The 21,705-nt window shown below is 27.9% G+C and carries 28 protein-coding genes; all 28 read right to left on the reverse strand.

Annotated elements, in window-relative coordinates; genetic code table 11:
• Positions 1-34 precede the first annotated feature (34 nt).
• The 28 genes from I4V63_RS01675 to I4V63_RS01805 all read right to left on the reverse strand — a co-directional run bounded on the left by I4V63_RS01675 (position 35) and on the right by I4V63_RS01805 (position 21,693).
• Positions 35-700, reverse strand: a complete 666-nt coding sequence (locus tag I4V63_RS01675) for a tyrosine-type recombinase/integrase (protein WP_347707713.1) — start codon at positions 698-700, stop codon at positions 35-37.
• 4 nt (positions 701-704) lie between these two features.
• Positions 705-1,055: a site-specific integrase gene (locus tag I4V63_RS15900; protein WP_347707709.1), complete on the reverse strand. Its 351-nt coding sequence runs from the start codon at positions 1,053-1,055 to the stop codon at positions 705-707.
• Positions 1,056-1,222: 167 nt separating this feature from the next.
• Complete coding sequence (gene spo0A / locus I4V63_RS01680; RefSeq protein ID WP_195999574.1) at positions 1,223-2,041, reverse strand: sporulation transcription factor Spo0A; 819 nt, start codon at positions 2,039-2,041, stop codon at positions 1,223-1,225.
• Positions 2,042-2,348: 307 nt separating this feature from the next.
• Positions 2,349-3,539, reverse strand: a complete 1,191-nt coding sequence (gene spoIVB, locus I4V63_RS01685; protein WP_195999575.1) for a SpoIVB peptidase — start codon at positions 3,537-3,539, stop codon at positions 2,349-2,351.
• A 183-nt stretch (positions 3,540-3,722) separates the two neighbouring features.
• Positions 3,723-5,417, reverse strand: a complete 1,695-nt coding sequence (recN, locus tag I4V63_RS01690; protein WP_195999576.1) for a DNA repair protein RecN — start codon at positions 5,415-5,417, stop codon at positions 3,723-3,725.
• 20 nt (positions 5,418-5,437) lie between these two features.
• Entirely contained in the window at positions 5,438-5,887 is a 450-nt protein-coding gene (locus I4V63_RS01695) for an arginine repressor (protein ID WP_195999577.1), read from the reverse strand.
• Between the two features lie 39 nt (positions 5,888-5,926).
• Entirely contained in the window at positions 5,927-6,757 is an 831-nt protein-coding gene (locus I4V63_RS01700) for an NAD(+)/NADH kinase (protein WP_195999578.1), read from the reverse strand.
• A gap of 43 nt (positions 6,758-6,800) precedes the next feature.
• Complete coding sequence (locus I4V63_RS01705) at positions 6,801-7,610, reverse strand: TlyA family RNA methyltransferase (RefSeq protein WP_195999579.1); 810 nt, start codon at positions 7,608-7,610, stop codon at positions 6,801-6,803.
• Between the two features lie 11 nt (positions 7,611-7,621).
• Complete coding sequence (gene dxs / locus I4V63_RS01710; protein ID WP_195999580.1) at positions 7,622-9,481, reverse strand: 1-deoxy-D-xylulose-5-phosphate synthase; 1,860 nt, start codon at positions 9,479-9,481, stop codon at positions 7,622-7,624.
• A 17-nt stretch (positions 9,482-9,498) separates the two neighbouring features.
• Entirely contained in the window at positions 9,499-10,368 is an 870-nt protein-coding gene (locus I4V63_RS01715) for a polyprenyl synthetase family protein (protein ID WP_195999581.1), read from the reverse strand.
• Positions 10,358-10,573 carry an exodeoxyribonuclease VII small subunit gene (gene xseB / locus I4V63_RS01720; RefSeq protein ID WP_042396764.1) on the reverse strand — a complete coding sequence of 72 codons (216 nt, stop codon included), beginning with the start codon at positions 10,571-10,573 and terminating at the stop codon, positions 10,358-10,360. Before xseB ends, I4V63_RS01715 begins: the two co-directional genes overlap by 11 nt.
• The gene (gene xseA / locus I4V63_RS01725; RefSeq protein WP_195999582.1) at positions 10,551-11,786 is read right to left on the reverse strand and encodes an exodeoxyribonuclease VII large subunit; all 1,236 of its coding nucleotides are present in this window, start codon (positions 11,784-11,786) and stop codon (positions 10,551-10,553) included. Before xseA ends, xseB begins: the two co-directional genes overlap by 23 nt.
• Entirely contained in the window at positions 11,776-12,624 is an 849-nt protein-coding gene (locus I4V63_RS01730) for a tetrahydrofolate dehydrogenase/cyclohydrolase catalytic domain-containing protein (protein WP_195999583.1), read from the reverse strand. The genes xseA and I4V63_RS01730 overlap by 11 nt, the downstream gene beginning before the upstream one ends.
• Positions 12,625-12,649: 25 nt before the next feature.
• Complete coding sequence (gene nusB / locus I4V63_RS01735) at positions 12,650-13,057, reverse strand: transcription antitermination factor NusB (protein ID WP_195999584.1); 408 nt, start codon at positions 13,055-13,057, stop codon at positions 12,650-12,652.
• A 295-nt stretch (positions 13,058-13,352) separates the two neighbouring features.
• A complete protein-coding gene (locus tag I4V63_RS01740) occupies positions 13,353-13,745 on the reverse strand; it encodes an Asp23/Gls24 family envelope stress response protein (RefSeq protein ID WP_195999585.1) in 393 nt (130 codons plus the stop codon).
• Between the two features lie 84 nt (positions 13,746-13,829).
• Positions 13,830-14,360: a SpoIIIAH-like family protein gene (locus tag I4V63_RS01745; RefSeq protein WP_195999586.1), complete on the reverse strand. Its 531-nt coding sequence runs from the start codon at positions 14,358-14,360 to the stop codon at positions 13,830-13,832.
• A 39-nt stretch (positions 14,361-14,399) separates the two neighbouring features.
• Positions 14,400-15,011 (reverse strand): stage III sporulation protein AG, encoded by a 612-nt coding sequence (gene spoIIIAG, locus I4V63_RS01750; RefSeq protein WP_195999587.1) that lies wholly within the window; start codon positions 15,009-15,011, stop codon positions 14,400-14,402.
• A 5-nt stretch (positions 15,012-15,016) separates the two neighbouring features.
• Entirely contained in the window at positions 15,017-15,604 is a 588-nt protein-coding gene (gene spoIIIAF, locus I4V63_RS01755; protein ID WP_195999588.1) for a stage III sporulation protein AF, read from the reverse strand.
• 4 nt (positions 15,605-15,608) lie between these two features.
• Positions 15,609-16,808: a stage III sporulation protein AE gene (gene spoIIIAE, locus I4V63_RS01760; protein ID WP_195999589.1), complete on the reverse strand. Its 1,200-nt coding sequence runs from the start codon at positions 16,806-16,808 to the stop codon at positions 15,609-15,611.
• Between the two features lie 8 nt (positions 16,809-16,816).
• On the reverse strand, positions 16,817-17,200 hold the full coding sequence (gene spoIIIAD, locus I4V63_RS01765) for a stage III sporulation protein AD (protein WP_195999590.1): 384 nt from the start codon (positions 17,198-17,200) through the stop codon (positions 16,817-16,819).
• Positions 17,201-17,209: 9 nt separating this feature from the next.
• A complete protein-coding gene (gene spoIIIAC / locus I4V63_RS01770; protein WP_195999591.1) occupies positions 17,210-17,407 on the reverse strand; it encodes a stage III sporulation protein AC in 198 nt (65 codons plus the stop codon).
• Positions 17,408-17,425: 18 nt separating this feature from the next.
• On the reverse strand, positions 17,426-17,944 hold the full coding sequence (spoIIIAB, locus tag I4V63_RS01775; RefSeq protein WP_195999592.1) for a stage III sporulation protein SpoIIIAB: 519 nt from the start codon (positions 17,942-17,944) through the stop codon (positions 17,426-17,428).
• On the reverse strand, positions 17,929-18,852 hold the full coding sequence (gene spoIIIAA / locus I4V63_RS01780) for a stage III sporulation protein AA (RefSeq protein ID WP_195999593.1): 924 nt from the start codon (positions 18,850-18,852) through the stop codon (positions 17,929-17,931). The genes spoIIIAB and spoIIIAA overlap by 16 nt, the downstream gene beginning before the upstream one ends.
• A 274-nt stretch (positions 18,853-19,126) precedes the next feature.
• The gene (locus I4V63_RS01785; RefSeq protein ID WP_195999594.1) at positions 19,127-19,492 is read right to left on the reverse strand and encodes a CD1247 N-terminal domain-containing protein; all 366 of its coding nucleotides are present in this window, start codon (positions 19,490-19,492) and stop codon (positions 19,127-19,129) included.
• A 111-nt stretch (positions 19,493-19,603) separates the two neighbouring features.
• Positions 19,604-20,161, reverse strand: a complete 558-nt coding sequence (gene efp / locus I4V63_RS01790; RefSeq protein ID WP_195999595.1) for an elongation factor P — start codon at positions 20,159-20,161, stop codon at positions 19,604-19,606.
• A gap of 165 nt (positions 20,162-20,326) precedes the next feature.
• The gene (locus I4V63_RS01795; RefSeq protein WP_195999596.1) at positions 20,327-20,698 is read right to left on the reverse strand and encodes a hypothetical protein; all 372 of its coding nucleotides are present in this window, start codon (positions 20,696-20,698) and stop codon (positions 20,327-20,329) included.
• Complete coding sequence (locus tag I4V63_RS01800; RefSeq protein ID WP_195999597.1) at positions 20,691-21,083, reverse strand: hypothetical protein; 393 nt, start codon at positions 21,081-21,083, stop codon at positions 20,691-20,693. The genes I4V63_RS01795 and I4V63_RS01800 overlap by 8 nt, the downstream gene beginning before the upstream one ends.
• Positions 21,061-21,693 (reverse strand): hypothetical protein, encoded by a 633-nt coding sequence (locus I4V63_RS01805; RefSeq protein WP_195999598.1) that lies wholly within the window; start codon positions 21,691-21,693, stop codon positions 21,061-21,063. The genes I4V63_RS01800 and I4V63_RS01805 overlap by 23 nt, the downstream gene beginning before the upstream one ends.
• Between the last annotated feature and the right edge of the window lie 12 nt (positions 21,694-21,705).

Raw genomic sequence — 21,705 nt, forward strand, 5'->3', positions numbered from 1 at the left:
TTTATTATAGCTTATATATCCCTTGCAATAAATACTATGCTCTAACTTTTATTAATCTCGAATTAAAAGGACTAAATCTCTGATAATTCTTTCTAATATCTGTTACAGTCAAGTCTAAATAAGCCTTTTCTGTTACTGTTACTGAGCTATGACCCAATATTCTTGATAAAGTGTATATATCCATACCTGACATTAGGCACCTCTTAGCAAAATTATTACGTAATCCGTGAGGAGCTATATCCTTAGATATACCTGCTCTGTTTTTGTAAATTTTAAAGTTCTTTTCAAAATTACGTACTGTTAGAGCTGTCCCTTTCTTAGTTGGAAATAACGTATCCTCAGCTATACTATATCTGTCTTTATACTGGAGCCACTTCCTAAGTATTCCAGCCATTATAGAGCTAAAAAATACATATCTATCCTTTTTACCTTTTGATATTTGAGCTGGTATTAAGATAGTCCTTTTATCTATGTCTATATCCTCATAAGATAAAGCTAATGTCTCTCCTAATCTCATTCCTGTATCCATAATGAGCTGTATTACTACATAGTCCCTATACTCATGATACTTGGTTACGTCTAACGCTTTAATTAAAGCCTTAAACTCACTATCTGATATATCTTCCTTAGCCTTTCTCTTAACCTTTATAAAGCCTATCTTATCTACTGGATTACTTTTAATGATCCTTTGGTCATACAGCCAGTTAAAAAAATACCTTTATATTTCTTATGTAGTTATTAATGGTTACATCAGATACAGGCTTTCCAAACTCTTTTCTACCTGCTGGGTTATTTAGACCTACTGTCTTATCATCACTTACATATGAGTATTTACCTCTATCTTTTGTAAACTTTAAATACTCCGATATATGTTCTCCTTTGATTTCCTTTAGTGTTGAAATATAGTACTCTTCCTGTAGATACTTAGCCAATAACTTTAATGTAGTTTCATATGATGACATAGTTTTGACAGATAGTCCCTTTAATCTACAATACTCCATAAAATCCTGGATATAAAACTGAATATCTCTATTAGACTTCAAAATTTTAGACACAAAAAAAACACCTCCTATTAACTGTTTTACCAATTAATAAAAAGTGTTTTTTATCTTCTATATACAAAATTTAGTGTCATCGAAATATAGTTTAGTGCTATATCTGATATACATTTGATAAATTAGAAATACTTGCTCTACGCTGATTTCACTAGCGTTAGACATCCCTAAGATACTTTATTCTTTAATCTTAGCTTGTCTGCAATGATAGCTATGAATTCAGAATTAGTTGGCTTACCTTTTTCATTGTGAACAGTATAACCAAATAATTTATTGATAGCTTCTACTTGTCCTCTACCCCAAGCAACTTCAATAGCATGTCTAATAGCTCTTTCTACTCTTGAAGCAGTTGTGTTATATTTCTTAGCTATTGAAGGATATAATTCCTTAGTTACAGCTGATAATAATTCCATATCGTTTACTACCATAGTAATAGCTTCTCTTAAATACATATATCCCTTAATATGCGCAGGTACACCTATTTCATGAATTATGTTTGTAATTTCAGTTTCTAAATCCATAGGACCTCTATTATTGCTTGTACTAATCATTTCAGTAGCAGTCATAGCAACTTGCTTTTTAACTGGCTCATCATTTCCTATTGAATCATTAAACATATCTCTAATACGTTTAGTGAATATGTCCATATCAAAAGGTTTTACTACATAATAATCAGCACCTAAAGTTATAGCTCTTTGAGTTATTTTATCTTGTCCTACTGCCGATAAAACAACTACTCTTGGGAATTTATCTAAATCCATAGAATTCAATTTTTCTAGAACTCCTAAACCATCTAAATGTGGCATAATTATGTCTAAAACAACTAAATCTGGTTTCTTCTCCTCAATTAACGTTAATGCCTCTCTTCCATCCTTCGCAATCCCTGTTACAACTATATCTTTTTGATTTAAAAGATAGTCATTCAAAATACTACAGAATTCTTTATTATCATCAGCAATAATTACAGATATTTTATTTCCATCCATCGTTTTCTCTCCCTTTCTACCCATCATAATAGTATTTTTTTTAAATATAAAACTTAAAATAACATTAAAACTTAAATTAGTTATTTTATAAAACTTCTAATTCAGTTATATTTACATGTCTTTTAACTCCATTGATTGTATTATAACATAAAATTTAAAAATATCATAGGGGTTTTGACATTATTTTGAAATTTTTTTACAAAATTGTTGTAGTTTTTTTGTAGAATAATATATTAATCTTAAAATCGTAAGATATAGTATTTTAAAATAAATGATACTATATCTTACGATCTATTTTTCAACTTTATTATTCTATAATCCCAGCTTCTTCAAGCATCCACTCTATATATATACCATATCCTATATCTGGCTTATTAATAAGTACATGAGTTACAGCTCCTACAATTTTATCATTTTGTATTATTGGACTTCCACTCATTCCTTGGACTATTCCACCAGTTTTACTTAACAATTCTTCATCAGTTACTCGAATAATCATACTTTTTGGTCCACTTTTATCTTGTTGGAGTAGCTTCACTATTTCAATATCATATTCTTTTGGACCTTCATCATCAATTGTAGTTATTATTGTGGCAGGTCCTTCAACTACTTCATTTCTAAATGCAACTGACATGGGTTCACTAAACTTAGGATTTATTAATGGTTCATATGAATTTCCAAAAATACCTGAAGAAGAATTATCTTTTATTTCTCCTATAGAGTTCTTTTCATTTACAAATAATCCTCTTAATTCTCCTGGTACTCCTTTTTCGCCTCTTCTAACACTTAAGATTGATGCTGATAAAAGATCTCCATCTTTAATTGTAAATGTAGTATTTGTATCACCATCTGTTATAGGATGACCTAAAGCACCAAATGTTTCGCTATCTTCATGATAGAAAGTTAATGTCCCTATACCAGCTGTAGAATCTCTGACCCATAATCCTAATTTATAGTCTTCTCCTTCTTTTACTAATTCAACATCTTTATTGAATTTGCAACCTTCACGAATAAATTCTACATTAACAATACTAGAATTTGCTTCTTTTATTAAAGTAATCAATTGCTTTGAACTTTCAACATTTTTTCCATTTACCTTTAATATAACATCACCTAATTGTATTCCTGCTGCTTTTGCTGGACTTAATTCATTTCCACCTCTAGTGTCTACATTTGAAAAGCCTACTACCAATACACCTTCTGTTGATAATTTTATACCTACACTTGTTCCTCCTGGATATAATTTAATATCTTCTAATTTTTGTACTGCTACTGACTTTATTGGTATAAGACCAAGAAAATCAATGTTAACTTTATCTTTAGTTAACTTAACAGTATTTAATACACCTTGATTATGTACAGAAATCTCTGACACTTCCATGCTATCATTAATGTATATCTTTTCTGGCAGTTGCGAAACACTTAAATATGCTACTAATGCCAAAATAGCTATTGGAGCAGTAATTATACTAAAATACTTTAATATTTTTTTAATCATTTTATCTCCTCCTTGCCTTCTGACATTAATTTTCCCGCTACACAATTTTTATATGCTGTAATAACTCTGTTAACATAGTTAAAAATTTATATTTTAATACATTTTATATAAAAAAAATAAAACCATGATAAATTACCATGATTTTATTGTTTGCAGTATTGCAACGCCTTATGTATATAAAAGCTAATTATTTTTCATTTCTTTCTTTTTTATTTCAGCAAATTTCACCATTTCTGACGCATTTTCGATAGTAACTTCACTAATTTCATCCCCGCCAACCATTTTAGCAATTTCTCTAATTTTATCATCTCTACTTAACATTCTAATTCCAGTAAATGTTTTTCCATTTAATACTTCCTTAGAAACAAAGTAATGATTATCTGAAAGTGCCGCAATTTGTGGTAAATGAGTAATACATAAAACTTGGTGCTTTATTGATACTTCATACATCTTTTCACCAACACGTTTTCCTATAGTTCCACTTATTCCAGTATCTATTTCATCAAAAATTAATGTAGGAATTTTATCCTTATCTACAAAAACACATTTTAAAGCTAACATTATTCTTGAAAGTTCACCACCAGATAGTACTTTTTCTAATGGTTTTAACGGTTCTCCAGGATTTGCAGAAACTAAAAATTGTACTTCATCATATCCTCTACTATTAATATTATCACTTAAAAGAACTTCTATTTTAATTATAGCTTTTTCAAGCCCAACATAAGACAATTCTTTTTTTATGTTAGTTTCTAAAATTTCACTTGCTTCAACTCTTAAATTATGAAGTTTTTCACCTATAACCTTCATTTTTTCTTCGAGCTTACTTTGCTCTTCTTTTAATTTATTAATTATTTCTTCACTGTTAACTAATTCATTATACTTTTCTTTTAAATTTTTTAAATTTTCTAATATTTCTCTTATTGAATTACCATATTTCTTTTTATATATGCCTATACTATAAATTCTTTCATTTATTTGTGCTAATCTATCTTCGTCATAAGTTATTTCACTACCAATATCACGGATTTCTCTCGTTACTTCTTCTAAATTATAAAATGCTTCTTCAATTTGATCTTTTTTTTCTTTGATTACTTCCGAAACATTTTCAACTAATGATAATTCTGATATAACCTTTGATAGTCCTTCTAATACAGAAATTCCATCATTAGATGAATTTAAGTATCCATATGATTTAACTAAGCTGTTAGAAATTTTTTCAGCATTTGAAAGCATATTAAATTCATCTTTAAGGTCTTCTTCTTCATTAACCTTTAGATTTGCTTTTTCTATATCTTCAATTTGGAACTTAATATAGTCTGCTAATTTTTCTCTATCTTCATTACCTTTTAATTCATTTATTTTATCAATATTTTCTATATATATATGCCTTAGTTCTTCAAATTCACTAAGTAAATTTTTTATTTTGTCATGATAAAATTCATCTATATATAAAATATGAGTTCCTTTATTAAGTAAGTTTTGATTTTGATGCTGGCCATGAATATCTAAAAGTTTTTCTCTAATTCTTTTTAATTGAGATAAAACAATACTTCTATTATTGACTTTAATAATACTCTTACCATTTAATGTTGTTTCTCTTCTAATAATAAGCATTTCATCTCTTTCTATAGATAATTCGTCTAATACTTCATAAACTTCATCATTTTCTATAGAAAAAACAGCCTCAACAATTGTTTTATCTTCACCATATCTTATTTGATCTTTAGAAAACTTTCCACCTAATACATAATCTATAGTATCAATAAGAATTGACTTACCTGCACCGGTTTCTCCTGATAATATATTGAATCCCGCACCAAACTCTACAGATAACTCTTGAATTAACGCGAAATTTTTAATATTTAACTCAACTAGCATTATACCCCACCTTTAAATAATTAAGAAATCATCTTTCTTATCTTAGAAATAAGTTCTAAAGCCTTTTCATCAGTTCTTACTAACACAAAAATCGTATTATCTCCTGCAATAGTACCTGCAACATCATTAGTATATAAACTATCTATAGCTTCTGCTGCTGCTGATGCTGCACCTGTTAAAGTTTTTACAACAACAAATTTATCAACTTGTTCTGCAGAAATTGCAGCATTTTTTAATATGCTATATAATTTGTCATTTATATCTCTTTCCTCTTTTGTTGGTGCACTATATTTATATTTACCACTTTCACTTTGCATCTTAACAAGTTTTAATAACTTTATATCTCTTGATACTGTTGCTTGCGTTACATCGTATCCTGATTTCTTAAGTGCTTCTGCTAACTCTTCTTGTGTTTCTATATCATTATTATTAATAATATCTAAAATTTGATTATGTCTTTTGGACTTCAAATTAACCACCTTCTCCATTTGTAATTCTATTTTTCTTTTTTAATTATCTAATATTTTTTGCCTTAAAACATTAAAATAATCATAGTTATCAAATAACATAATTTTTGCTAAATAATCAGATTTTTTTATTATTATAGATGTATTATCATTAATTTGTTTAGCTTCTTGTCCATCAAAGGTTAAATAAATTTCTCCATTATAATTTTCTGCTTTAATAAGTATTTCACTACTACTTTTTAAAACTATAGGTTGCATTCCTCTTGTATGTGGACAAATTGGAGTTAATGTAATTACATCTACATCTGGATAAATAAATGGTCCTCCTGCTGAAAACGAATATCCAGTTGACCCAGTTGGAGTTGCAATTATTATTCCATCGCCTTTAAATCTATAATAAAGCTTATTATCGATAAACACTTCAAATTTTACCATCCTTGATAATGTACCCCTGGCAATAACTACATCATTTAAAGCTTTACCTTTCTCGTCATTTTTATCATTTAACATAGTACATTCTAAAAGGATTCTATTTTGAATAGTATAGTGTCCATTTTTTATCTCATTTAAAGCTTCGCCAAAATCCTGTATTTCTATACTAGATAAAAAGCCTAAATTTCCAATATTTACTCCTAAGATAGGTACATCGTATCTTCCATTTATATCTCTAGCTATACCTAGTAATGTACCGTCTCCCCCTAGAACAATTAGCAAATCTAGTTTATTATCGAATTTATATTTACCCATTTCATAACTGTTTAATACAGTAATTTTTGAATGTTTAAATACACGGGTAATCTCCGCTATCACTAAAGATAATATCTTACCATCTTTATCTTTTGAAGGATTTAATGCTACTATAATATTTTTCATATTAACTCCTTTTAATTATATGCTATATACCTATAGCCAGCATTTATAGCTGGCTATGTGATTCATTTACAACATCATCAATTTGACTTAGTTCAAAAGTGCCTTCTTTTTCTTTATCCTTTGTAAAGTAAACTAAATATTCTCTATTACCTTCTGGACCTTTAATTGGTGAGAAACTTAATCCTAAAACATTAAAGTCATTTTCAATTAAGAAGTTTACAATTTTATTTACAACTTCTAAATGAACTTCAATATCCCTTACAACACCTTTTTTTCCTACCTTTTCTCTTCCAGCTTCAAATTGTGGTTTTATTAGTGCAACAACTTCACCTTTGTCAGCTAAAAGATTTTTAACTGCAGGCATTATTGTTCTTAATGAAATAAATGATACATCTATTGATGCAAAATCTAATGGCACACCAATCTCTTCTGGAGTTACGTATCTTATATTTGTTCTTTCCATACAAACAACTCTTTCATCGGTTCTTAACTTCCAAGCAAACTGTCCGTAACCAACATCTACTGAAAAAACTTTACTTGCATGATTTTGAAGCATACAATCTGTAAAGCCTCCCGTTGAAGCACCGATATCCATACATACTTTATTAGTAAGATCTATTCCAAAAGTATTCATTGCTTTTTCTAATTTTAATCCACCACGACTTACATACTTAAGTTCTTCACCTTTAAAAACTATATCTGCATCGACACTAACCTTTTCTCCAGCCTTGTCAACTCTCTGTCCATCAACAAATATAAGTCCTGCCATAATATTAGTTTTTGCTCTTTCTCTTGATGTGCAAATTCCTTTATCAACTAATAATATATCTAATCTCTCTTTTTTTGATGCCATATTCTTCTCCTCTATTTCATAACGCTTATAACGCACTTTTCTATTGATTCTGGATCTAATTTCGCATCCCTATATAACAAATCTACATCTCCATGAGGCACAAAACTATCGCCATATCCTAAAGCTTTAAACTTTCCTTTAAAATCAAGTTTGCTTAATTCCATTAAAACATAACTTCCAAAACCACCATTTATAGTATTGTCTTCAATTGTGATAATATCATATCCTTGATTAGACAATTCTTTTAACATTTCTGTATCTAATGGCTTAACAAAAGTAGCTCCGATTACTGTTGGATTTATTCCTTTATCCTTTAATGCATTTGAAGCTATCATTGCATGTTGAACCATTTTCCCAACAGCTATTATCGCAATTTTATCACCGCTTATTATTTTTTCCCATTTTCCATATTTTATTTCAGTTATAGGATTAATATCTTTAACACAATCAGTACCCCTTGGGTATCTTATTGCTATTGGACTATTTTGATTTAATGCCCATTTAAGCATTAAAGGTAATTCTTCTAAATGCTTTGGTGCTAAAATAGTCATATTAGGTATAGCCGATAAGAATGATAAATCAAAAACTCCTTGATGAGTTTCACCATCATCTCCTACAATACCAGCTCTATCAATTGCAAATATAACTGGTAAATTTTGAATGCATACATCATGTATTATTTGATCATAACCTCTTTGTAAAAAGGTTGAATATACTGCAAAAACTGGCTTTAAACCAGCAGATGCCATACCAGCTGCAAGTGTAACTGCATGTTGTTCTGCTATTCCTACATCAAAAAATCTATCCTTATATTCCTTAGCAAATTCTTTTAAGCCTGTACCATCAGGCATAGCTGCAGTAATTGCGACTATATCACTATTACTTTTTGCAATCTCTATCATTGTATCTCCAAATACTTTTGAATATGTCTTTTTTGAAGGCATAAAAGCTTCTCCACTTTCTAGGTCAAAAGGAGATACTCCATGAAATTTATTTGGATTCTGTTCAGCATACTCGTAACCTTTACCCTTTTGAGTAATAGTATGAATTATAACTGGACCTTTTATTTGTTTTGCCTTAACAAATACATCATTCATTAATTCTATATTATGACCATCTATAGGCCCAATATATTTAACCCCCATATTTTCAAATAACATTGGTGGAACTAATAAATGTTTTATACTATCTTTAACTCTATGTAAACACTCAACTACAGTTTTTCCTGCATCACTATGGCTAAGTGTACTATTAATATCTTCTTTTAGCTTATTATATCCCGGTCCTACTCTAAGCTTATTTAAATGATCTGAAAGACCACCTACATTTTTAGAAATAGACATTTGATTATCATTTAGGACTATAATAATATTCGTTTTATTAAATCCAACATCATCAAGAGCTTCTAATGCCATTCCTCCAGTTAAAGCACCATCACCAATAACTGCAATAACACTGAAGTTTTGTTTTTTTATATCCCTAGCTCTTGCTATTCCTAAAGCTGCTGATATTGAAGTACTACTATGTCCTACTCCAAAAGCATCGTATTTGCTTTCACTTATTTTAGGAAAACCACAAAGCCCATTATATTTTCTTAATGTATCAAATTTATCTTTTCTTCCTGTTAATATTTTATGCACATAACTTTGATGTCCAACATCCCACACTAATTTATCTTCTTCAAAATTAAAGCTTTTATATAAACTAAGCGTTAACTCTACTACACCTAAATTTGAAGATAAATGCCCGCCAGTTTTTGATACCTTATCTATTAAAAAGCCTCTTATTTCATCACTAAGCTCATATAACTCTTTATCAGTCAAGGCATGAACATCTGTTGGTGAATTTATATCCTCTAATAGTTTTGACATAATTACCATTCCTTTGTTTAGTTTTCTCTATCCAAAAGTTCCTTAGTTAAAATTTTTAAAGCTTCAGTATTTACAGATAAGCTATCTAGTATATCAATACTTTCCTTAGTTAGTCTTTCACATTCCTTAATACAATACTCTAAACCATGCATTGATATGAAATTAGTCTTATCATTTTCTTTATCACTTAAAACATTTTTGCCTAGTTTTTCAGTATTACCAATAACATCTAATATATCATCTTTAATTTGAAATGCTAACCCTAAATTTTCACCGAACTTTTCTAATAATTGAATATCTTCTTCTGATGCATTACCAAGTATTGCTCCAGCTACTATTGAAACCTTAATAAGTGCTCCTGTCTTTTTCATATGCATATATTTAAGCTCTTCTTCACTTATCTTTTTTCCCTCGTTTATTATATCTACGACTTGACCACCAATCATGCCCTCTGCACCTGCAGCTTCAGCTATCCTTTGAGATGCCACTAATGCTTCTCTACCATGATTTAATGAAAATTTCATCATTATATTCATTGCTTCATTTAATAAAGCATCTCCTGCTAATACAGCAATGTCCTCACCATAAACCTTATGATTAGTTGGCTTTCCTCTTCTTAAATCATCATTATCCATACAAGGTAAATCATCATGAATTAATGAATATGTATGAATCATTTCTATTGCACTAGAAAATTCTAATATTTCTCTCCAATTTTCTTTATACATATTATAAGTTAGCAATATAAGTAAAGGTCTAATTCTTTTCCCACCAATATTAAGACTGTAACTAGCTGAATCATAAATCACTTTATTAAAGTTACCTTTATTTTCAAAATAATTTAATAGAAAAGTATTAATTTCTTTTTTCATTTCATTAAACATCATTTTCCCTCACAACTTCAGAATTTTCTTTAATAGTTAGAAATTTTCCTTCTAAAGTATCTAAGGTTTTATATAGTTTATTTACTATTTTACTTCCTTTTTCATATTCCTTCATAGCTTCTTCTAAACTTAATTCATCATTTTCTAAAGTTGATAAAATGCCTTCTAAATTTTCTAGCATTTCATTATAACTTTCCTTCTTGGCCATGATAATTTCCCCCTCTTTCTATTGGAACAAAATTCCCTATAACGTATCCATCTTCCATAGAAATTTTAATTTCTTTATCTTCACTAAAGAAATCTTTACTTTTTACTATTTTTCCATTTTCATCTTCTATTATAGCATATCCTTTTCTTAATATATTTATTGGATTATGAGCATTTAATACATTATTAAGTGAAAATATTTTTTCCTTATTGCTCTTTATTTTAAATGCTATAATTTTTTCTATTTTTTCTTTTAAATTATCTATTTCCATATATGCATTGGCTATTTTGCTACTTGGTGAATTCAAACTTAAAACTTTTTCTAAGTTCATAAGCTTTCTTTTTTCACTAGATAATTTATTATCTATAATAAAGTTCAATTTATTTTCAAATTCATTAATTTCCCTATATAATTCTTTTTCTAAAGGTACAACTACCTCTGCTGCCTGTGAAGGTGTAGCAGCTCTGAAATCTGATACAAAATCAGATATTGTGAAATCTACCTCATGCCCTACTGCTGACACTATAGGCAAATTTGATTTATAAATTGCATAAGCTAAGGCTTCTTCATTGAAATTCCATAATTCTTCAAGTGATCCTCCGCCTCTTCCTATGATTATAACATCTACATTTTTACTTTTATTAAAATATTCAATTCCATTAATTACAGTTTTATAAGCTCCTTCTCCTTGTACTAATGCTGGATAAAGAACAATATCAACCTTACTATTTCTTCTTCGTATTACATTTATTATATCACATATAGCTGCACCAGTTTCTGATGTAACTACTCCAATTCTATAAGGATTTTTAGGAAGGGGTTTTTTAAGTTCTTCATTAAAATACCCCTCCCTACTTAATTTTTCCTTTAGCTTTTCAAACTTTATGTGAAGTTCACCTAGTCCTTCTTGTTCAACTCTATCACAGTATAGCTGAAAAGTTCCATTAGTAGAATAAACAGAAGCCCTCCCAGAAACTATTACAGCCATCCCTTCCTTAAGAACAAAATCTAACTCATAGCTTTTGCTTTTGAACATAATACAGTTAATTTTGCTATTATCATCTTTTAATGAAAAATAAATATGACCACTTGAGTGATATTTTAAATTAGAAATTTCTCCCCTAACTGAAAGATTATTTAATATAAAATCATTATCTAATATTTTTTTTATATAATTATTAACTTCAGATACCGTTAAGGTTTTAATCTTCATACTTTTCTATAGCCTCACATGCATTTTTCATAAGTAAGGTAGTAGTAAGTGCTCCTACACCGCCTGGAACTGGAGTAACAAATGAAGCTACATCAATAACCTTATCAAAATCTACATCCCCTGTTATCTTTCCTTCAACAGAGTTTGTTCCTACATCTATTACTATAGCTCCATCTTTTACAAAGCTCTCATCTACAAACTTTGCTTTTCCAATTGCAACAACTAAAATATCTGCTCTTTTACATACTTCCTTTAAATCTTTAGTTCTTGAATGGCACATTGTTACTGTACAATTTTCCTTAAGTAATAATGCTCCAGCTGGCTTACCAACTATATTACTTCTTCCAATAACAACAACTTCCATACCTTCTAAATTAATATTTAAGCTTTTTAAAATTGTTAATACTGATTTAGGCGTACATGGCATAAAAGTATTTTCTCCCATATATAACTTTCCTTGATTAACAAATGTTAAACAATCAACATCTTTCTCAGGAGATATAGCTGATATAACTTTCTTTTCATCCATATTCTTTGGTAATGGTAATTGAAGAATTATTCCACTAACAGTATTATCATTATTTAATTTATCTATCTTATTAATTAATTCTTCTTCTGTTACCTCTTCATTTAAATGAACTTTTTCAAATTCCATTCCTAATGATGTTGCTACCTTTTCTTGATTATTTAAATAAAATAAAGATCCTCCATCATTTCCAACTAATATAGATGCTACCTTAGGAACATTTAAATTGTTTTCTTTTCTCTTATTTACAAACTCTTTAATTTCCTCTTTTATTTCTAAAGCTATTTCCTTGCCATCTATTCTTTTACCCATTATTGCCCCTCCAGTTTATTAATTATTACTCTAAAGTTTTTAATACTTTATCTAAAACTCCATTTACGAATGATGTACTTTTTTCATCTGAATACTTTTTAGTTAATTCTACAGCTTCATTTATCGCAACACTACCTGGTACATCGTCAACAAATAGCATTTCACCCACTGCTAATCTTAATATTGTTAAATTAACTTTTGAAATTCTATCTACTTTCCAGTTTACTAATGCATTAACTATTCTACTATCAATATCTTCTAAATTGTTAGTAACTACTCTTACAACATTTTTTATGTATTCAAGATCTATTGTTTTTAAATCCATTTCATAATCTTCTATGAATGTTTCTATTGTTTCCTCGTAAGTATTTTTACTTAATTCCATACTAAAAAGCAGTTCCATTGCTTTTTCTCTTGATTTTTGTCTTTTCATAATTTCCTCCTAAGTATATATAATATACATATTCTTCTTATCTGTATTATAAGCTTATATTACATTAATTAAACATATGTATATTACAATATTATCTTATTTCTGTCTAGAAAAATAATACTTTCATACTTTATTTTTTTTATTTTTAATAAATATTTTACTATTTTTTATTATTATATCACATGTTTTTTGTAAAACTTCTTCAATAAGTAAAATTGAAAATTTTATCCACTTAAAGTTTTTTAGCTTTCTTATACATTGAGAAACCCTCTGAATATCAGAGGGTTTTTTTTAACTATACTTCTTTTTCAGCTTCTGGTTGCTCTTCTTTTGGAACATATATGTTTTGAACATTAACATTAACTTTGTCAACTTTCAATCCAGTCATAGCTTCAACAGTTCTCTTAACATTTTCTTGAACTGATGCAACTACCTCTGGAATTCTTATTCCATATTCTACAGCTACATTTATTTCAATTGTAGCTTTATCTTCTTCTAATGTAACTTTTACACTTTTACCACTAGAAGCTTTTTTCCCTTTTAAAATTTGTGATATGTTACTTGAAACCCCATGTGGAATTTCAACGATTCCTTTAATCTCATCAGCTGCTATTTCCGCTATAACACTTACAACCTCATCAGAAATTTTAACAATTCCTATTGCAGATTCATTGTTTACATTTTCCATTCCCTAACCTCCTAAAGGTTTATCTTGTTAAACCTACTTTTACTTATGTTTATTATAACAAAAGAGTTATTACTTTACAATGAATTATTTCATTGATGTGATATCTACATCGCTTAATGTAGTGATATCTTCAACTACCTTTTTAATTGTTGCAGCATCTTCTTCTGCCAAAACATCATCAACTTTTACATATACCTTAACAGTTCCATTATCATTAATCATGCATAATGAATCTTCATACCCTTTATTTCTTATTTCAGATTCTACTCTGCTTTCTTGGTCTTTCATCTTAGCTTTTGCAACTAAAGCATTATTTGCAACATCTTTAGATTCTTGTGAAGCATTTGCATCTTCAGTAATAGCTTTCATATCATCAACATACTTATCATCTTGTTGCTCTTTAGTTAATCTCATGCTATAGAAATATTCAGATGTACTTAATGTTTCTTCTGTCGTAGCCTCACTTTCATTAGTTTTATCTGTATTTTGTTTTAATACAGCTTCTAGGCTTGTTGGATCATTTAATCCATTTTCATTTAATTTCATTGATAGTACTCCTACGCATACTATCAAAGCCATTAGAGTAAAGATAATCCCAAATTGTTTTCTTGTCATTTTTAATTCCTCCCATATATTATATATAACATTTATATGCTAGTCATTCATTGGATATACGTTAACTTGATCTAAACTTAAATTATATAAATTAGAAACCGCCTTTTGTATATTATATTTAACTTCACTACTATTTGCGCCTTCTGCAACTATTAATACTCCTGTAATCGTTGGTTTATATGTTTTAGTTATAAATGGTTCACTTGTGCTAGAATCACTTTTCATAACCACTGTTGTCCCTTCTGTTTCTTGCTTTGTAACTCTTGTACCTCCATTTGTATCCTCTTCTTGTGTCTCTGATGCTTGAGTGCTTGAATTTGTTGCTGGCACTTGTATTTCTCCACTTTCAAAGTAAATATTAACTATTACTTCTCCTACGCCACTCATCTTAGAAAGTATTTTTTCGAGCTCCGCCTTTTGTTGATCTTCATAATTTAGCAATTCCTTAGACGTCATAAGTCCATCATCTGTAGATACTTCTTGTGCTCCTTGTGGTGTATCACTTCCTTTCGATATTCCAATATCATCTCCTAAAAAATTACTTACTGCCAACCATAGAAATATAATAGCTAATAAAACAATTAAACAATTAACAAACTTTTTATTTTGAAACATTTTGTTAATTTCTTTATTAAACTTATCTTTATCCATATTCTTTATCCTCCCATACTGTATAATTTTATTTTTTCTACTGGTATTTTAAATACTTCTGATAAATAATTTTTTATTTCTTCTTCATTTTTAATAGTTTCATCATTAGATGCAGTTTGTTCACTTTCATCATTTATGTTAATTTTAATTTTATCTATAATCTTAATTCCACTTTCTTTTACTCCTACCTCTAAACCATCTATGCTATATGTCATATCTTCTAAATTTATAGTACATTCTACATTTGATTTAAAATCCATATCTGAAAACTCTTCCTTCAGCATACTATCACAATTATTATTTAAATTTTTTTTAAAAGATTCCTTTTGACTTTCACTTATATCCTCTGAAGCACTTTCACTAGTTATACCTTGTGTAATCATATTTTCATAATTTTTAATTGTTTTAACTACCTCTTGCTCTCCACCAGTAAAGAATTTAATTATTGGATTAATCATTACTGAAATTAATATTAATCCTAAAACAAATTTTATATATTTTTTCATTGAATTATCAGGAGCAATTATCTCTACAGCTGTCATAAAAATTAATGTTGCAACTAAAGTAATCACAAAATTATTTAAATATTCCATTTTCCTATCCTCCTACAACAAACTTTCCAGCTGATATCATTATTGCTATAAGTACAAAAAACATTAGGCTTACACATAATACACATGACATTATTAAAATTAATGATTCACCTGCCGCTGCAATTGAAGCTGTAATTCTTTTATCAGTTATCGGCTCTAATAATGCCGCTGAAAGCTTAAATATAAGTGATGATAATACAATTTTTATTATTGGATATATAATTATCAAAATAATTACTATAAGCCCAATAGAACCAATTGCATTTTTTATTATCAATGAATATCCAGCTACAGAAGATATAGCATCTGATAAGGATTTACCTACAATAGGAATAAAATTATCTACTGTAAATTTTGTAGTTTTTAATGTAACTGCATCAATTGTTGAAGATGTTATTCCTCTTATAGTTAAAACTCCAATAAATACCGTAATAATAAATCCTTGTAACCAAACAGTAGATTTTTTAATAAGTCCACATAAGTTTGATAATTTTGGCTCAGCGGAAATATTATTAGCAAATTGCAATACAAAAGTAATTAATATTAAAGGTATAATTATATTCAAATAAATTTTTGGTATTAATATTGTTGCTCCTAAAATTATTGGATCCATTGTTGCTGCTTGTGTTAATCCACCTGATGCAATGAGTAGTGCTGCCAATACTGGTAATACCTTATCCATAAACGTAGCTATTTGTACTATTACATCCTTTGCAAGAGATAAGGAAATAATAAATGTCTTTGATAGTAATATAATTAATATTGCATAACATGCAAAAAATGCTATTTGTGAAATTCCTTCACTTGAAAAAGAGGATTGTAAATTTTTAAACAATGAGCATATTATTCCTATTACTACAATCGAAAATGCTAATGATAATACTGTTTTTACCTCTTTAAAAAATAAACTTACTACAGCGCTTATTACTGTTGAAACCGATAAATTTCCTTCCCCATTTTCAATATAACTTTCTATATAAGAAACTGGATCTAAGTCATTCATTAATTCAACATCACTTTTCATTGTATTTATATAATCATATAAACTATTTAATTTCGATTCTGTTTCCTCATCATTAATCAATGCTGTTGTAGTTTGTTCTTCCGCATAAACATTCCTTTCTTCTGCAATAAAAAAACTACTTAAACTTAATATAAATGTACAAACAAAAATTAAAATTATCTTTAAAATATTGTTTTTCATTTTCTCACCTACAATATCTGAAGTATTGAATCTAATACAGCCATCAGTATTGGTATTGCTAGTCCTAAAATCATTATCTTACCCGCAAACTCTACTTTACTTCCTATGCTACCGGCTCCTGAATCTTTACAAATCTCACTACAAAATGAGGTTATATATGCAATAGCTAAAATTTTAAGTACAATTCCTATATATACAGTATCTATATTAGCTCGATTTGCAATATCATTTATAAAATCTATTACCTCTCCAAGCTGCCCTATCATATATAGAAAAATACCAGCCCCAGCTACAAGTATTACAAGCATTCCTAAATCAGATTTAGTTTGTTTTAATAAAAGATAAATAAATAATGCAGTAAAAGCAAAAAATGCAACTTTGATAATCTCCATATAATTCACCTAAAGACTGAACATTGTTCTAACAGTATCAAATAAATTTGAAATCATTCCAATTACAGTAATTAATATAATGACTATTCCTGCTAAATTTGCTAACACTGCTATTTCTCCCTTACCATTATCTTTTAATACTTTCTCAATAACCATGAGTAAAACTCCCATTGCACCTATTTTAAATAACAAATTTACATCAAACATCCCTAAGCCTCTCCCCTTTTAGATAAAAAATATTGCTAACATAGCACCTATAGATAACCCCAATGTTCTATATAATTTAATATTTTCTTTTTCTAACTTTTTAGCTTCCTTATAATTAATATCTATATTATCTAAAGCTAAGTTGAAAATTCTTTCCTGACCCATTACTCCACTATTACCTAATGTCTTAAACAAATCATTTATAATTTTATAATCATCTTTATTTAAACTTATGTTATCTTTATTTTTTTCATAAGCGTTTTCAAAGCTTTCGTATACACTATTAATATCTCCTTCTTCTAATACCGAAGCCATTTCAATAAATATAAAAGAAATAGGCTCTGAAACTTTATTTCCAATTTCAAACAAAGCATTTGGTAATGGTGTATTGGAATATAATATTTCATTATTTAATAGTAATAACGCCTTTTGCATTTCCTTTAAATGAACACTTCTCCTTTTGTAATTTTCTCCTATAAAATAGCCTATAAAGGTACATATTAGAAACATTAAAAATATCATTATACTTCTAAGCATTGTAATCCCCTTTCTCTACTGACCTTATATACTTTCTCTATAGTTCCAGCTCCCTTCCGATTGCTTAGTAATATAATCCGCTCTAATATACAATTATCAATTAAATCCTTAAATACTGCCCTTCCATAAACATCAGTAATATCATATCCATGAACTGTTACTATTACATTTACACCAGAATTAAATGCCATATTTAAAGCCTCTAAATCTCCTCTTGTTCCAATTTCATCACAAATTAAAACTTCTGGTGATAAACTTCTTATTGCCATAATCATCCCTGACTTCTTTAAACAATTATCTAATATATCTGTTCTTATCCCCACGTTCATTTGTGGTACACCATTATAACAAGCTGCTATTTCACTTCTTTCATCTACAATAGTTACTTTTTTACCAGCTAAATTTATCTTGTACATTCCATTTGATATATTCTTTGCTATGTCTCTTAAGATTGTTGTTTTTCCACACTTAGGCGGTGACACAATTAACGTATTATATACTCTGTTATTTTTGGTTATTAAACTCATTACTTTATTAGAGGAACCTATTACTTCTCTACAAATCCTTATATTTAATGATGAAATATTTTTTATAGTTCTAACTTCTCCATTCGATATAACACACTCTCCTGCCAATCCAACTCTATGTCCACCCTTTAAAGTAATATACCCTTGCTTTATTTCCTCTTCAAATGCATATAAAGAGTAATTAGATACTTTAGCCATCATAAACTTAAGATCTTCACTAGTTGTCCTATAATCAAGTACCTTTTCTCCATATGATAAATTTAGTATTACTGGCTTTCCACTTTTAATTCGTATTTCTTGTACTGCATCTTCTTGTAAGTATTGCTTTACTATATTACCAATATCTTTGGGAAGTATTTTGTAAATCTCATCATATTCCATAAACTCACTTCCTTAATTATCTTTCTCTTTAATTTTTATTTCACATAATAGATAATTATTCATACTATAAAAAAATATGTAAAATATTTATTTTATATCTATATAAATTACAAATTTTAATACTATGTAAAATAACTCTCTATTTAAAATATATTGAGTTATTCTCATATAAATGCTTTTAAATTCAAAAAAAGCATAGACTATTGCAAATTTATTGCATTAGTCTATGCTTTAATCTTACGATTTACCTTAATATGTATAAAATAATTATTTATCACTCTCTTGCCTTTCCCCCACAGAATGGACAAGGAATATAAGAATTGCTATTTAAAGCTTGTTGCTCAACAAAAAGTGGTTTATCACAATTTTCACATTTAATCTCTACATATTCATCTTCAATAGAATTTAAGTCATCAAATGAAACCTCTTCAAAAAGTTCATCTTGTATATCTGTTAAATCATTATCAATATACTCAATATTCTCTTCTAAGTAATCTTGCTTTAATGATATTTCCTCAACCTTAGAAGATAAATCACTTAAAATATCACTTACAGAATCAAATAACTCTTTATACTGTTCTTCTTTGATATCTTGAATTTTTTCTTTAAGACTATTTATCTTATTATTTATATTTTTCATACTTTCACTTCCTTCGAAGAAATACTTTTACCATTACTAATTATACCCATTTTTGCTTTTTTTAAATAAAACAAATGCTAAGTTTTTAAACCTAGCATTTACTTTTAAATATTAAACTCTTTCCATGTATTCGCCAGTTCTAGTATCAACTCTGATAGTATCCCCTTCATTAACGAACATTGGTACGTTAACAACAGCTCCAGTTTCTAATGTAGCTGGTTTCATAGCGTTTGTAGCTGTGTTTCCTTTTATTCCTGGATCTGCTTGAGTGATTAATAATTCAACAAAGTTTGGTGCTTCAACTGAGAATGCATCACCTTTGTAGAACTTAATTACAGCAAACATATTTTCCTTTATGAACTTTATAGCATCTTCTACTTTTTCGTAGTTTAATGGAATTTGCTCATAAGTTTCTTGATCCATGAAGTAGTATAACTCTCCATCAGAATAAAGGTATTGCATTTCTTTTCTTTCAATTACAGCTTCTTGTAATTTAGTTGTTGGATTGAAAGTTGTATCTGTAACTCCACCAGAAATAACATTTCTTAGCTTAGTTCTAACGAAAGCAGCTCCCTTACCTGGTTTAACGTGTAGGAAGTCTATAACTGTATACACTTGTCCTTCATACTCAAAAGTTGTACCTTTTCTTAAATCTCCTGCTGATATCATAAAAAAATTCCCTCCAAATAACTTGAATTCATTGTTATTATGACCTTTATTAATTACAAATAGTCATAACTTATTTTGTTGTTTAATGACACAACAAAAACATTCTATCAAAATTACTAAAGAAATGCAATTATTTACGAAAGAACATCTAAAATTTTAATCAAATTATCTATATAACTCCAAATTTGCTAATAAAACTCCATCTTTTCCAGTGATATTATAAGATTTTATATCAAAATATTCTAGTTTATCTAACACTTCAACTATATTTTCTGCATTACCACTAATCTCTATTTTAAGATTCCACTTTTCATCTCTTTCTTCCATTTCTAAAATATTAATATTTTTTATATTTTTCAATTCGTTAAAAACATCGCTATAAAGCAAATTATCTTTTACTATAACAACCGGCATTTCTTTAATAGTTTCTTCCTTTTTGATTGTACTATAAAATAATAAAAATAAAATCTGAAAAAACGTAAGTAAAATTATTATACTTTCTTTATTATCATGCATATATAATTTAAATTTATTCATAAAAAATTTTCACAACCTTTAAATCCTCTTTGTTTGTTATCTTTTTTATTACAACACCCTTATGTTCTAAATAATTAATATCTTCATCTATTTTATAAGTTATGTCAGCTTCATCATTTTCTACATGTAATTCTACAATTTTATTATCATATAACTTTAACCACTTACTAACCTCTTCTGGTTTAATATAAGTATCCTTTACTTCATAATTATTATCACTTTTCACTTCTTCCCTAAATAAAGGTTGTAAGTTAAAACTTAATAACATTAAATTAAGTAATATTAATGCTTGATATCCTTTTTTATTTTCTTTATTTTCTTTAAGCTTCTTTTTTTCTATATAATTTAAAGGAAGAAAATTTTTATACCTCAAATATTTTTTCATGAATTTTATCTCCAATATCCATTCTTATAAGATTATTCTTTTCCTTAAATCCCTCTATAAGTACATTATCTATATTTTTATCTATAACAAAAGTTTTTCCTTCATTAACATCTTTGTAGTTGAAATTTTTAACAAAATCTTCTTTACTATTTACAGTACTTTTTGTAATTAAATTATTTATAATTTCTAAATAATACATATATTCTCTTATTTCCGCTAAAACTATATACTGTGATAGTTTTTTAAATTTTTTCATCGTTATTTCTCTAATATAAAATTGTATAGGCAAAATAGTTATCTCACTTAATCCCTCACATAAAAACTGTATTCTTTCAACATCCCCAATTGAATATAAAAATAGTTTTTTTCTTTTTTTATCATATTCATAATGCATTAAAACATTATGTTCAAAACCATATTCATCATTAATTATGTCACAAATAACATTTTCCTTTACATTTTTTATTCCATCATAAGCTTTTATCAATAAATTTTCTTCTATTATATATAAATCTACTTCTTTATCTATTATCTTTTTAATAGATATATCATCATATAATTTTCCTTTGTGGATATATTTATTTTTATTAGCAATTACAATATCCTTCATAACTTCTCCTTA

This window comes from Clostridium sp. 1001271B_151109_B4 (genome assembly GCF_015670405.1).
Lineage (GTDB): Bacteria > Bacillota > Clostridia > Clostridiales > Clostridiaceae > Clostridium.